Below are 13762 nucleotides of genomic sequence, written 5' to 3'. Positions count from 1 at the left end.
TTACTCTTCTTCTATGCTATGATTCTACGATTTCGTTAATATAAAACAATGTTCCCGGGTTTTGAAAACCATTAAAGTTCATAAACCCTGTCTTCAACATACTGCGCCCACTCGGTAGCCGACTTGCTCTTATCAAAAGTCTGCCAAGGAATCGGTTTGCCGATGGAGATGCGGAAATGCTTGCCCACATTCCTGTACATCTCGTCAACCAGGAACAGCATGGCGAGATTGAACGGCAGATACTTGTCGCTAAATCGGGCGATGCGGTAGAAGCGCTCAGAGTTGCGCCCTCCGAAATGGATAGGCACCACATCGCGCTGATATTCTACACTCTTAGAGATAAACGTCTTCTTCCAAGGCAGGTCGTGGATAGTTCCATCCTTGCGCTTGCGGCTGTTCAAGCCTGCCGGAAACATCAGCATGTGGTTGTCACTCTTGAAGCCCGCCTCCACCATACGTGGAAAATCGCGGCTCTGGCGACCCGTCTTGTTGATGCCGATACTTACAGGTTTCAAACCCGGCAAGTTGAGCAGAAGATCATTCACCAGATAGCGGAACTTGCCATCATAGTGCTTGCCGATGATGGAACCGAGACATACACCGTCCTGTCCGCCCAAAGGATGATTGGAAACAAAGGTATAGAGTTTGCCGTCGTTCTTGTCAGGCAGGTTTTCCAAGCCTACGATTTCAACATCCATCTTCAGATAGCGCACACATTCGGTGAGCCATTCAGTACCCGAAAGGCCACGGCTCTCCCACAAGAACCTGTTCACCTCGTCCTCGTGAATAATCTTCTTGAGCCAGGAAACCAGGAAGCGCGGTACGAATTTCACCTTGCTTCCCATCTTGCTCTTAAGAATCTTATCTATGTCTATCGTTTTCTCTATTGATTCACTCATGTTTGCTAAAACTTATATAAGTTAGTGCAAAAGTAACTCAACTTTTTCAAATACGTGCCATTTTTTCCAAAAAAAATAGCAAAAAAGCGAAAATTTATTAGTTTTTTAAAACTATCACGACAAATCGAGCCCATTTTGCACGTATTTTTGCAAAAACATCACACTTGATGAGAACAAAAAGGCGATGCCCGAAACTGGAAGGTGAAGTTGACCAAAAACAACTTTTTCATTAAGTTTTATAAATTTTGTGGGAAAATGTAAGGCTATATGGAGATTTTTATGTACCTTTGAACCCAAATTTATACACTAATAAGTACGCACGCAATAATATAACGCGATAAGACAGCAAAAAGATATATGATAAAGACAGCAGAAACATATCACGTACCGGTGCTCCTCAAGGAGAGCGTTGATGGGTTGAACATACAGCCAGGAGGTATCTATGTAGACGTAACCTTCGGTGGTGGCGGACACTCCAGAGAGATTCTGTCGCGCCTGACGGAGGGGGCGCACCTGTACAGTTTCGACCAGGACGCCGATGCAGAGCGCAACGTGGTGGCTAACGAGAACTTCACCTTCGTATGCTCCAACTTCAGATTCCTGAAAAACTGGATGCGCTACTACGGGGTAGACGGACTCGACGGACTGTTAGCCGACCTGGGCGTATCAAGCCATCACTTCGATGACGAGACCCGCGGTTTCTCCTTCCGTTTCGACTCCCCACTCGACATGCGCATGAACAAGCGTGCAGGCAAGACTGCTGCCGACATCGTAAACGAATATGACGAAGGTGCCCTTGCCGACATCTTCTACCTATACGGTGAGCTGAAGAACTCGCGCCGCATCGCCTCGGCACTCGTCAAGGCAAGAGCCGAGAAGCCCATCCTCACCACCAAAGACTTCATGGCAGCCGTAGAGCCCCTCTTCAAGCGGGAACGCGAGAAGAAAGACATGGCAAAACTCTTCCAGGCGCTGCGCATAGAAGTGAACCACGAGATGGACGCCCTGAAAGAGATGCTCCGCTCAGCCACGGAACTTCTGAAACCGGGAGGCCGACTCAGCGTCATCACCTATCACTCGCTGGAAGACAGAATCGTAAAGAACATGATGAAAGCGGGCAATGCAGAAGGCAAGATAGAGCAGGACTTCTTCGGAAGAATAGAAACCCCTTTCAAACTCGTGAACAACAAGGTAATCGTTCCCGATGCCGACGAGCAGGAAAGAAACCCTAGGAGCAGAAGCGCCAAACTAAGAATAGCAGAAAAGAAATGATAAACGATAAAGACATAAACATCAGTGAGAAGCCTATAGCCGAAGAAAAGGCACAGGCATCACAGGAACCGCCGAAGCAGGAAACTCCGCAGCAGGAGCCACAGCAGCAGGAGGCTCCACAGGCTTCGCTCAAGGAAGTGATTGCCAAGCAAGCCATAGAGGAAGAGGCTTCAGGATCATCGAGCTTTACGCTGCGAAAGATTCTGGGTGGAGACATTCTTACCGCACAAATCATACGCCGGCAGATATGGCTCGTTATCCTCATCGTGTTTTTTGTCATTATCTACATATCCAACCGATACAATATCCAGAACGATATCATCGAGTTGGACAAACTGCAGAAAGAACTGCAAGACACCAAATACAAAGCGCTGTCTACAAGCAGCCAGATAACAGAGAAGAGTCGTGAAAGTAATGTGCTCGACATGCTGAAAAACAACAAAGACAGCGTGCTGCACATCGCTACCCAACCTCCATACATCATAAACGTACCCGAAGAATGAGCAGCAAATTTGATCATAAGAAAGTAATGCCCCGCTACAGCGCCATCGCCATCATCATGACGATTTTCGCCATAGCCGTAGTGGGTAAAGCGCTCTACATCATGACCGCCAAGCATGATTACTGGATGAAGGTGGCAGAACGGCAAAAGAAGGATTCCGTGACCGTGAAGCCAAACCGAGGAAACATCCTGAGCTGTACAGGACAGCTGATGGCAAGTTCGCTGCCGGAGTTTAAGGTCTTCATGGACTTCAAGGCGCTGAAAGATGCAGAGAACGACTCGCTGTGGGATGCCAAGCAAGACTCCATCTGTCTTTGCCTGCACCAGATATTCCCGAACCTGAACGCGGCTGATTTCAAGAAACACCTCACCGAAGGTCGCGCCAAGATGAGCCGCCACTGGCCGGTTTATCCGAAGCGTGTAGACTATAACACCTTCACCGAGATAAAGGACATTCCGGTATTCCGCCTGAAGCCCTACCAGAGCGGTTTCCACTGGGAAGAATATAATGCCCGAACCAGAACCTACGGTTCGCTGGCAGGCCGTACCATCGGAGCCATGTATGGCGCCAAGGATACTGCCCGGTTCGGTCTGGAGCTGAGTTACGACTCTATCCTGCGAGGTACCAATGGTATCGTGCATCGCCGCAAGGTGCGCAACAAGTTCCTCGACATTACCGATACCCCTCCTATTGACGGAGCTGATATCGTGACCACTATCGATGTGAGCATACAAGACCTTGCCGAACGCTCACTCATCGACGAGCTGAAGGAAATCAACGCCAATGTGGGTGTAGCCATCGTGATGGATGTACCTACGGGCGACATCAAGGCCATCGTAAACATGGAGAAATGTTTCGACGGCGAATACAGAGAAATCCACAACCATGCCGTGAGCGACCTTCTGGAGCCAGGTTCGGTGTTCAAGCCAGCCTCTATCCTCGTAGCGCTGGACGACGGAGTGGTAGACACCACCTATCATGTAGAAACCGGTGGCGGTATATGGCCGATGTACGGCAGAGAAATGAAAGACCACAACTGGCGAAAAGGCGGATACGGAATGCTGACCCTCGCACAGACCCTGTGGTACAGTTCGAACATCGGTGTGAGCCGCATCATAGACGACCATTACCGCAACAACCCGGAGAAATTCGTAAAGGGTATCTACCGTACCGGTCTGCACGACGACCTGAAGATTCCGCTGGTGGGAGCAACACCAGCCAGAATCCGCATGCCGCACAGAAACAAGAACGGACAATATGACAACTGGGCAAAGACCAGTTTGCCATGGATGAGTATCGGATATGAGACCCAGATACCGCCTATCTCTACCCTCACCTTCTACAACACCATCGCCAACAACGGCAAGATGATGCGACCAAGATTCGTGAGCAAGGTAATGAAGAACGGAGAAACCATCATGGAATTTCCTCCTGAAGTGATGCGCCAGCAGATAGCCAAGGAGAAGAGCATCAAGGAACTGCAAACCATCCTGGAACAGGTGGTAAGCTTGGGACTGGGAAAGAAAGCCGGTTCGCCTAACTTCAAAGTGGCAGGAAAGACCGGTACAGCCCAGATTTCAAAAGGTGCCGGTGGATATAAGAGTGGCGGAACCAGCTATCTCATCAGTTTCGCAGGCTACTTCCCTGCCGATGCGCCACGCTACAGCTGTATCGTCTGCATACAGAAATCCGGTTTGCCTGCTTCGGGCGGTACGATGTGCGGTAAGGTCTTCCATGAGATTTCAGAAGGCATCATGGCGCAGAGTCTGAAAGTTGACGTAAAGGACGCCCGCGACTCAGCATCCGTCTTCGTTCCTGACGTAAAGGCAGGCAATATCCTTGCAGCCAACTATGTGCTCAGCCACCTCGGCATCAAGACCAATGCCAACTGGAGTGGCAGCTATGCCAACGGCAACCCTATCTGGGGCAAGGCAGAGCGCGTGGGTAACCACAGCATCAAGCTCATCAGGGAGAAGCAATACGGCAAGACAATCGTACCCGACGTTACCGGAATGGGAGCCCGAGACGCTATCTACAATATGGAGAGCCGGGGCATCAAGACCCAGATTACAGGTAGAGGAAAGGTAGTAAAGCAGAGTCTGATGCCGGGAACGGTCATCAAGAAAGGTGCCGTATGCAGCATTGTGCTCGAATAAAACCCAGAAACAGTTATCTGAAGCCCTATATATAATAAGGTGTAGATAAAAAATATATAGAATATAAAACAGAAACAGGATATGAAGTTACAAGAATTACTCAAAAACATCGAGCCGGTTCAGATAATCGGCGATGCTGATGTAGAGGTTACGGGAGTAAACATCGACTCTCGCAAGATTAAGGAAGGTCATCTCTTCGTTGCCATGAAGGGAACGCAGGTTGACGGTCACAAGTTTATTCCAAAGGCATTGGAACTGGGCGCAAAGTCGGTTTTGTGCGAAGACATGCCTGAAGAGAAAGTTGAGGGCGTAACTTACATTCAGGTCGCTTCGACCGAGGATGCTGTCGGCAAGGTAGCAACCCTCTTCTACGGCGACCCTTCAAGAAAGCTCAAACTGGTAGGCGTAACAGGTACCAATGGTAAGACCACCATTGCCACCTTATTATATAATATGTTCCGCAAGTTCGGCCATAAGTGTGGCTTGCTCTCTACCGTCTGCAACTACATTGAGGACGAGGCTATCCCTGCCGACCATACCACCCCAGACCCTATCGAGCTGAACATGCTCCTGGGCAAGATGGTAGAGGCAGGCTGCGAGTATGCCTTCATGGAGTGCTCTTCTCACGCCATCGCACAGAAGCGTATCGGAGGCCTGCAGTTTGCCGGAGGCTTGTTCACCAACCTCACCCGCGACCACCTCGATTACCACAAGACATTCGAGAACTACCGTAACGCCAAGAAGGCTTTCTTCGACGGACTGCCTAAGACAGCCTTTGCCATTACCAATGCCGACGACAAGAACGGCATGATCATGGTACAGAACACCAAGGCTACCGTGAAGACCTACTCTACCCGCAGCATGGCAGACTTCAGAGCCAGGATCCTGGAGTGTCACTTCGGCGGCATGTATCTGGAGATTGACGGCAAAGAAGTGGGCGTACAGTTCATCGGTAAGTTCAACGTGAGCAACCTGCTCGCCGTATATGGTGCAGCCATTATGCTCGGCAAGAAGCCAGAGGATGTACTCGTAGTGATGAGTACCCTTCACAGCGTAAGCGGAAGACTGGAACCAATCCAGTCGCCAGAAGGTTATACCGCCATTGTTGACTATGCCCATACACCAGATGCACTGGAGAACGTATTGAACGCCATCCACGAAGTGCTCGAAGGCAAGGGCGGAGAAGTCATCACCGTTTGCGGTGCCGGTGGCAACCGTGACAAAGGCAAGCGCCCATTGATGGCACAGGAGGCTGTAAAACAGAGCGATAAGGTAATCATCACCAGCGACAACCCACGTTTCGAAGAGCCACAGGACATCATCAACGACATGCTTGCCGGACTCAATGCCCAGCAGATGAAGAAGGTAATCAGTATCGTAGACCGCAAGGAAGCCATCCGCACAGCCTGCATGCTGGCAAAGAAGGGCGACGTGATTCTCGTAGCCGGTAAGGGACACGAAGATTACCAGGAGATCAAGGGCGTAAAGCACCACTTTGACGATAAGGAGGTGATTCGCGACATCTTCGGAATTTCACAGAAGTAAAATCAATCAAGAAAAGAAAGAAAAATGTTATACTATCTCTTTAGATTTCTGGAACAGTGGGGCATCACAGGTTCCCACATGTGGGGCTACATCTCATTCCGTGCCCTGCTTGCGCTGATTTTATCATTGGTAATCTCTGCCTGGTTCGGCGAGAAATTCATCAAGTATCTCAAGAGCAAGCAAATTACAGAGACACAGCGCGATGCCAGCATCGACCCGTTCGGTGTCAAGAAGATTGGCGTTCCTTCTATGGGTGGTGTCATCATCATCCTGGCTATCCTCGTACCGGTACTGTTACTCGGACGTTTGCGCAACATCTATCTGATCCTGATGATCATCACCACCGTATGGCTCGGCTTTCTCGGTGGAATGGACGACTTCATCAAGATATTCAAGCGCGACAAGGAGGGATTGAAGGGCAAATATAAGATTATAGGACAGATTGGCATCGGCCTGATCGTGGGACTGGTACTCTGGTCTTCACCTGATGTAAAGATGAACGAGAACCTCGCTATCGAGCAACAGGGACAGGAAACGGTGGTAAAGCATCGTACGGAAGCAAGAAAATCGCTGAAGACCACCATCCCATTCGTCAAGGGACACAACCTCGACTATTCCAGCATCACCAGTTTCTGCGGTAAGTACAAGGTAGCAGCAGGCTGGATTCTCTTCGTCATCATGACCATCTTCGTTGTAACAGCCGTATCAAACGGTGCCAACCTCAACGATGGTATGGACGGAATGTGTGCCGGAAACTCCGCCATCATAGGTGTGGCGCTAGGCATACTTGCGTATGTGTCGTCACACATCGAGTTTGCCGCCTACCTCAATATCATGTATATTCCTGGTTCTGAGGAACTGGTAGTATTCTTCTGTGCCTTCATCGGAGCCCTCATCGGTTTCCTCTGGTACAACGCCTACCCTGCCCAGGTATTCATGGGCGATACGGGTTCGCTGACCATCGGCGGTATCATCGCAGTAGGTGCCATCATCATCCACAAGGAGCTGATGCTGCCTATCCTCTGCGGTATTTTCTTCGTAGAAAGCCTCAGCGTGATGATGCAGGTTTACTATTACAAGATAGGAAAGCGGAGAGGTGTGAAGCAGCGTATCTTCAAGCGCACACCTATCCACGACAACTTCCGCACACAGGACAGTCAGCTGGATCCTGACTGCAAGTATCTGTGGAAGAAGCCTCGCAACTGCTTCCATGAATCAAAGATTACCATCCGTTTCTGGATTGTAACCATCATTCTGGCAGCATTGACCATCATCACATTGAAGATCAGATAAAATACAGGCTCTTATCAGCCCGACAAGTATAGAGAATAAGACAATGAGCAAAATTGTAATTTTAGGAGCTGGCGAAAGTGGCGCAGGTGCAGCCGTGCTGGCAAAGAAAGAGGGATTCGAGGTCTTTGTTTCAGACATGTCAAAGATCAAGGATAACTACAAGAAGTTGATGGATGACCACAACATCGAATGGGAAGAAGGTCACCATACAGAAGAAAAGATTTTAGATGCAGATGAAGTCATCAAGAGTCCGGGTATTCCTAAGGAAGCACCTATGATACAGAAACTGATGGCTAAGGGTACACCTATCATCAGCGAAATAGAATTTGCGGGCAGATATACTGACGCCAAGATGATCTGTATCACGGGAAGTAACGGTAAGACAACCACTACCTCGCTGATTTACCACATCATCAAGTCGGCTGGCTATGATGTAGGTCTGGCAGGCAACATCGGAAAGAGTCTGGCCCTTCAGGTGGCTGAAACTCCTCATAAGTACTACGTCATCGAGCTGAGCAGTTTCCAGCTCGACAATATGTATGAGTTCCGTGCCAATGTGGCCATCCTGCTCAACATCACTCCAGACCATCTGGACCGCTATGAGTTTAAGATGCAGAACTATACCGATGCCAAGATGCGCATTACCCAGAACCAGACAGAAGAAGACAGTTTCATCTTCTGGAACGATGATCCTATCGTTACAAAGGAGCTGGCTAAGTACAACCTCAAGTCACATCTCTGCCCATTCTCTGAGTTCAAGGAGGAGGGTTGCGTTGGCTTTATCGAAGACGGCAAATACAAACTCAACTTCCCTTCAGACTTCGAAATGCCACAGGCAGACATGAGTCTACGCGGCAAGCACAACATCTATAACAGTCTGGCTGCAGGTCTGGCATGCAACATCGTAGGCATCGACCACGAGACCCTGCACAAAGGCTTGAGCGACTTCCCGGGTGTAGAGCACCGTCTGGAGAAAGTGGGCAAGTTCCAGGGCGTTTACTATGTGAACGATTCAAAGGCTACCAACGTAGATGCCTGCTGGTATGCGCTGGAGAGTATGACCACCCCTACCATCCTCATCATCGGCGGTAAGGATAAGGGAAATGACTATAACCAGATCAAGGACCTGGTAAAGGAGAAATGTGCTGGTATCGTATATCTCGGAGCCGACAACCAGAAGTTGCACGACAACTTTGACGCACTCGGCATCCCTGTACGCGACACTCACAGCATGAAGGATTGCGTGGCAGCCTGCCAGGAATTGGCAAAGCCGGGCGATACCGTACTCCTCAGCCCATGCTGCGCAAGTTTCGACCTCTTCAAGAACATGGAAGATAGAGGCGAGCAGTTTAAGGCGCTGGCAAGAGCTATCGGAGAATAACAGTTTTCAACAAATAGAACAGATAGAACTATAAAGAAATGAATAACAAGAGCATTGGTAATATTTTCAAGGGAGACAAGGTGATCTGGATGGTCTTCTTCTTTCTCTGTATGATAAGCATCGTGGAGGTATATTCTGCCTCCAGCTCCTTGTCGTACAAGACAGGAAACTACATGGCACCTGTCATCCGCCACATCTTGCTCTTGGGAGGCGGTCTGTTCACCATGATTTGCATGCTCAAGGTGAAATGCAAGTATTTCAAGATTGTTACCCCCGTCGTGATGGGCATCTCATTACTGTTGCTCGTCCTGGTCTTGGCTACCGGTCAATCTACCAACGGAGCCTCCCGATGGTTCTCTTTGATGGGCATACAATTCCAGCCTTCTGAGATAGCGAAGGGAGCGGTAGTACTAGCTGTTGCTCAGATTCTTAGTGCTATGCAAACAGCTCAGGGAGCCAACAGGAAGGCATTCAAGTTCATACTTGTAGCAACCGCTCCATTTGTAATTCTCATCGGACTGGAAAACTTATCCACAGCCATGCTCCTCAGTATCACAATCTTAGCCATGATGCTCATCGGACGAGTGCCGATGAACCAGATTGGCAAGCTGGTGGGACTGTGCATGATTGTCATCGTCACAGCCTTTGCAGGTATCATGATAGTAGGACAGGACAAGGGCGAAGAGGGCAATAAACCGGAAAATACGCTGACCGAGAAGGTTGAGCAGGAACAGAACAAGCCTAACATGGCAGAAAAGATGTTCCATAGAGCCGACACCTGGAAAGCCCGTATTGACAAGTTTATGAACTCCAAACCTGTAGCCCCACAGGATGTCGATCTCGACAAAGATGCCCAAGTGGCACATGCCAACATCGCCATCGCCTCTTCCAACATCGTAGGCAAAGGGCCTGGAAACTCAGTAGAAAGAGACTTCCTCTCACAGGCGTTCTCAGACTTCATCTATGCCATCATCATCGAAGAGATGGGTATATGGGGAGCCGCACTGGTTGCATTCCTCTACATCATCCTCCTGTTCAGAGCTGGCAGAATAGCCAACCGGTGTGAGAACAATTTCCCTGCCTTCCTCTGCATGGGACTCGCCATCATGCTGGTTACCCAGGCACTCTTCAACATGGCAGTAGCAGTAGGTTTGGCTCCTGTTACAGGACAGCCACTACCACTCATCAGTAGAGGTGGTACATCTACCATCATCAACTGTCTGTACATGGGCATCATCCTGAGTATCAGTAGAACAGCCAAGAAGAAAGAGATACCTCAAAATGAGCTCGACGACAGCAAAATGGTGGCTGCCTGACAAGAGTTTTATAAATTAAGGTGAAAAAATGGCAGAAAATGCCGTTAAATCGATATTTTTTTATACCTTTGCGTTATAAACATGAACGGATATGAATAACGAATTAAGAATTATCATAAGCGGAGGCGGCACAGGTGGTCACATCTTCCCTGCCGTATCCATTGCAAACGCCATCAAGGCAAAGCGCCCTGATGCTAAGATTTTGTTTGTAGGTGCACTCGGCAGAATGGAAATGCAGCGTGTACCTGCTGCGGGTTATGAGATCAAGGGCTTGCCTATCTGCGGCTTTGACAGAAAGCATCTGCTCAAGAATATCGCCGTACTCTTCAAGATATGGAAGAGCCAGCACATGGCAAAGAGCATCATCAAAAACTTCAAGCCTATGGCGGCTGTGGGTGTAGGTGGCTATGCTAGCGGTCCGACTCTCAATGTTTGTGCCAGCAAAGGAATACCTTGCCTCATCCAGGAGCAGAATTCATACGCTGGTGTAACCAATAAACTCTTGGCTAAGAAGGCAGAAAAAATCTGTGTGGCTTACGAAGGAATGGAGCGTTTCTTCCCTGCAGACAAGATTATCATGACCGGTAATCCTGTTCGCCAGAATGTATTGGAAACTTCCATCACCCAGGAAGAGGCACGCAAGCAATTCGGTCTCGACCCTGAAAAGAAGACCATCTTGCTCGTAGGTGGCAGCCTTGGCGCAAGAACCATCAACGAGAGTGTGCTCCAGCACCTCGACCTGGTGAAAGAAAGCGGCGTACAGTTTATCTGGCAAACAGGTAAATACTATAATGCTGCCATCATGGAGCAACTGAAAGGCCAGGAGCTGCCAATGCTCAAGGTTACAGATTTCATCAGCGACATGGGTGCAGCTTACAAGGCAGCCGACCTGGTTATCAGCCGCGCAGGTGCCAGCAGTATCAGCGAGTTCTGCCTCATCGGCAAACCGGTTATCCTGGTTCCAAGCCCTAATGTGGCAGAAGACCACCAGACCAAGAACGCCATGGCATTAGTCAACAAAGATGCTGCCATCTACGTAAAGGATGCCGATGCACCAGAGGCATTGCTCAAGAAAGCAGTTGACACGGTAAAAGACGAGGCAAAGCTTGCTTCGCTCTGTGAGAATATCAAGAAATTAGGATTAAAGAACTCTGCCGACGTCATCGCCGACGAAGTAATCAAATTAGCAACAAAGTAATGGAAATAAAAGATATTAAAGCAGTTTATTTTGTAGGAGCGGGCGGCATCGGAATGAGCGCCATCGCCAGATACTTCCTCAGCAAGAAGTTGGTTGTAGCCGGATATGACAAGACTCCATCCAATCTAACTCATGAGTTGGAGAAAGAGGGAATGCTTATCCACTATGAGGAGAATGTTGACCTCATACCAGAAGCCTGCAAGGACGCCAAGACAACATTGGTAGTCTACACACCGGCAATTCCTGCTGAACACAAGGAACTGGTTTTCTTCCATGAGAATGGCTTCACCATCGAGAAACGAGCTCAGGTTCTGGGTACATTAACCCGTACACATAAGGGACTGTGCGTAGCGGGTACACACGGAAAGACATCAACATCTACCATGTGTGCTCATATCATGCACCAAAGCCATATTGACTGTAATGCCTTCCTGGGAGGTATCTCAAAGAACTATGGCACCAACTATATCCTCTCCGACAAGAGCGACTATGTTGTCATTGAGGCAGATGAGTTTGACCGCAGTTTCCACTGGTTGCGCCCATGGATGAGCGTCATCACAGCTACAGATCCTGACCATCTCGACATCTACGGCACCAAGGAGGCTTATCTGGAGAGTTTCCGTCACTATACAGAACTAATCCAACCGGGCGGTGCACTCATCATCCACAAAGGTCTGGAGATGAAGCAACACGTACAAGACGGCGTCAAGATATACGAATACAGCCAGGACGAGGGCGACTTCCACGCAGAGAACATCAAGATAGAGAATGGAGGAATCACTTTTGATTTCATCTCTCCTATCGAGAACGTAACGGGCGTAGAACTCGGACAGCCTGTACCTATCAACATCACCAACGGTGTGGCAGCAATGGCAATGGCGCAGTTGAATGGTTGTACAGCCGATGAGCTCCGCAACGGCATGAAGACCTACGGAGGAGTTGACCGCCGTTTCGACTTTAAGATCAAGAACGACAAACTGGTATTCCTATCTGATTATGCTCATCATCCAAAGGAGATTTATCAGAGTGCAAAGAGTATCAGAGAGTTGTACAAGGACCGTAAGATAACAGCCATCTTCCAGCCTCACTTGTATACTAGAACCCGCGATTTCTATAAAGATTTCGCCAACAGTTTGAGTCTCTTGGACGAGGTTATCCTCTGCGACATCTATCCAGCTCGCGAGCAGCCTATTCCAGGAGTAACCTCCAAGCTTATCTATGACAATCTGAAACCAGGTGTAGAAAAGAGCATGATTCACAAAGAAGACGTTCTTGACCTGGTAAAGAATCGAGACTTCGATGTTCTAGTTATCTTAGGAGCTGGCGATTTGGACAACTATGTTCCACAAATTACCAAAATACTTGAAGAGAAATAAATGCATATCAATTGGAAGAAAACCATCATCATCGCACTGGATTTAGTACTCGGTACTTATCTGGTATTCGCTTTCACCAGGTTTAACAAACCTGATGAAACGAAGTTGGTATGCACCAAGGTGAACATCAACATTCAAGATGAGATGACGAATGGCTTTCTGAATGCGAAGGAAATCAAGAAACGACTGGAAGCCAGGAAACTCTATCCGCTGGGGGAACCGCTCAAAGAGGTGAACGCCCGCATGATAGAAGAAACCTTGAAGACCAGTCCTTTCGTCAAGACGGCAGAATGTTCAAAGACTCAGGATGGTCTTGTTGACATCTACCTCACCCAACGCATGCCAATCGTCAGAATCAAAAACATCAGCAACGAGGACTATTATATTGATGACCACAATCAGATCATGCCCAACACGAACTATACATGCGACATTATCATCGCAACGGGCTACATCAACAAGTGGTATGCTAAAAAATACATCTCATTACTAAGCAAAGCGCTGATGACGAATGAACTCTGGCGAAACCAGATAGAACAGATCAATGTCCTGCCTGATAGAGGAATAGAACTGGTACCGCGAGTAGGCAACCACATTATATATATAGGTAACCTGCCAGAGACCAACCTCATCGACAAACGAGAGCAAGCCATCAACGATTTCGTCAACAAGAAGATGAATCGATTAGAGAAATTCTATAAGTATGGACTCTCACAAGCTGGCTGGAACAAGTATTCGTATATCAACATCGAATTCGACAACCAGATCATATGTAAAAAGCATCAAAATAGCTAATTAGAAAATAGAAACAGATTAAGATAAC

At 48.4% G+C, this 13762-nt stretch carries 11 protein-coding genes; 10 read left to right on the top strand and 1 reads right to left on the bottom strand.

The features are described from left to right. Window positions 1–71: 71 nt before the first annotated feature. The gene (locus F7D47_RS13515; RefSeq protein ID WP_118416213.1) at window positions 72–899 is read right to left on the bottom strand and encodes a glycerol acyltransferase; all 828 of its coding nucleotides are present in this window, start codon (window positions 897–899) and stop codon (window positions 72–74) included. Window positions 900–1256: 357 nt separating this feature from the next. Here F7D47_RS13515 and rsmH point away from each other — a divergent pair, with 357 nt between their 5' ends. The 10 genes from rsmH to F7D47_RS13465 all read left to right on the top strand — a co-directional run bounded on the left by rsmH (window position 1257) and on the right by F7D47_RS13465 (window position 13734). Continuing rightward, entirely contained in the window at window positions 1257–2171 is a 915-nt protein-coding gene (gene rsmH / locus F7D47_RS13510; RefSeq protein ID WP_117692963.1) for a 16S rRNA (cytosine(1402)-N(4))-methyltransferase RsmH, read from the top strand. Beyond that, window positions 2168–2674, top strand: coding sequence for an FtsL-like putative cell division protein (locus F7D47_RS13505; RefSeq protein ID WP_153083273.1), 507 nt, complete (start codon window positions 2168–2170; stop codon window positions 2672–2674). The genes rsmH and F7D47_RS13505 overlap by 4 nt, the downstream gene beginning before the upstream one ends. Next, complete coding sequence (locus F7D47_RS13500) at window positions 2671–4830, top strand: penicillin-binding protein (protein WP_153085231.1); 2160 nt, start codon at window positions 2671–2673, stop codon at window positions 4828–4830. The genes F7D47_RS13505 and F7D47_RS13500 overlap by 4 nt, the downstream gene beginning before the upstream one ends. An 81-nt stretch (window positions 4831–4911) precedes the next feature. Next, complete coding sequence (locus tag F7D47_RS13495; protein ID WP_022121283.1) at window positions 4912–6375, top strand: UDP-N-acetylmuramoyl-L-alanyl-D-glutamate--2,6-diaminopimelate ligase; 1464 nt, start codon at window positions 4912–4914, stop codon at window positions 6373–6375. A gap of 24 nt (window positions 6376–6399) precedes the next feature. Further along, a complete protein-coding gene (mraY, locus tag F7D47_RS13490; RefSeq protein ID WP_117692957.1) occupies window positions 6400–7668 on the top strand; it encodes a phospho-N-acetylmuramoyl-pentapeptide-transferase in 1269 nt (422 codons plus the stop codon). Window positions 7669–7711: 43 nt separating this feature from the next. Further along, window positions 7712–9049 (top strand): UDP-N-acetylmuramoyl-L-alanine--D-glutamate ligase, encoded by a 1338-nt coding sequence (murD, locus tag F7D47_RS13485; protein WP_022121281.1) that lies wholly within the window; start codon window positions 7712–7714, stop codon window positions 9047–9049. Window positions 9050–9087: 38 nt separating this feature from the next. After that, the gene (locus F7D47_RS13480) at window positions 9088–10365 is read left to right on the top strand and encodes an FtsW/RodA/SpoVE family cell cycle protein (RefSeq protein WP_022121280.1); all 1278 of its coding nucleotides are present in this window, start codon (window positions 9088–9090) and stop codon (window positions 10363–10365) included. A 91-nt stretch (window positions 10366–10456) separates the two neighbouring features. Further along, the gene (gene murG, locus F7D47_RS13475; RefSeq protein ID WP_153085232.1) at window positions 10457–11563 is read left to right on the top strand and encodes an undecaprenyldiphospho-muramoylpentapeptide beta-N-acetylglucosaminyltransferase; all 1107 of its coding nucleotides are present in this window, start codon (window positions 10457–10459) and stop codon (window positions 11561–11563) included. Further along, the gene (gene murC, locus F7D47_RS13470) at window positions 11563–12939 is read left to right on the top strand and encodes a UDP-N-acetylmuramate--L-alanine ligase (protein ID WP_153085233.1); all 1377 of its coding nucleotides are present in this window, start codon (window positions 11563–11565) and stop codon (window positions 12937–12939) included. Before murG ends, murC begins: the two co-directional genes overlap by 1 nt. Next, window positions 12940–13734: a cell division protein FtsQ gene (locus F7D47_RS13465; RefSeq protein ID WP_153085234.1), complete on the top strand. Its 795-nt coding sequence runs from the start codon at window positions 12940–12942 to the stop codon at window positions 13732–13734. Window positions 13735–13762 lie beyond the last annotated feature (28 nt).

The sequence above is a fragment of the Segatella copri genome (assembly GCF_009494835.1).
Taxonomy (GTDB): domain Bacteria; phylum Bacteroidota; class Bacteroidia; order Bacteroidales; family Bacteroidaceae; genus Prevotella; species Prevotella copri_F.
Note: the sequence above shows the minus strand (reverse complement) of the source record. Positions and strands in the feature narration are given on the sequence as shown.

Excerpts from the sequence above, each read along its gene's own strand:
- F7D47_RS13515 (WP_118416213.1), bottom strand. The coding sequence starts at position 899 with ATGAGTGAATCAATAGAGAAAACGATAGACATAGATAAGATTCTTAAG.
- rsmH (WP_117692963.1), top strand. The coding sequence starts at position 1,257 with ATGATAAAGACAGCAGAAACATATCACGTACCGGTGCTCCTCAAGGAG.
- F7D47_RS13505 (WP_153083273.1), top strand. The coding sequence starts at position 2,168 with ATGATAAACGATAAAGACATAAACATCAGTGAGAAGCCTATAGCCGAA.
- F7D47_RS13500 (WP_153085231.1), top strand. The coding sequence starts at position 2,671 with ATGAGCAGCAAATTTGATCATAAGAAAGTAATGCCCCGCTACAGCGCC.
- F7D47_RS13495 (WP_022121283.1), top strand. The coding sequence starts at position 4,912 with ATGAAGTTACAAGAATTACTCAAAAACATCGAGCCGGTTCAGATAATC.
- mraY (WP_117692957.1), top strand. The coding sequence starts at position 6,400 with ATGTTATACTATCTCTTTAGATTTCTGGAACAGTGGGGCATCACAGGT.
- murD (WP_022121281.1), top strand. The coding sequence starts at position 7,712 with ATGAGCAAAATTGTAATTTTAGGAGCTGGCGAAAGTGGCGCAGGTGCA.
- F7D47_RS13480 (WP_022121280.1), top strand. The coding sequence starts at position 9,088 with ATGAATAACAAGAGCATTGGTAATATTTTCAAGGGAGACAAGGTGATC.
- murG (WP_153085232.1), top strand. The coding sequence starts at position 10,457 with ATGAATAACGAATTAAGAATTATCATAAGCGGAGGCGGCACAGGTGGT.
- murC (WP_153085233.1), top strand. The coding sequence starts at position 11,563 with ATGGAAATAAAAGATATTAAAGCAGTTTATTTTGTAGGAGCGGGCGGC.
- F7D47_RS13465 (WP_153085234.1), top strand. The coding sequence starts at position 12,940 with ATGCATATCAATTGGAAGAAAACCATCATCATCGCACTGGATTTAGTA.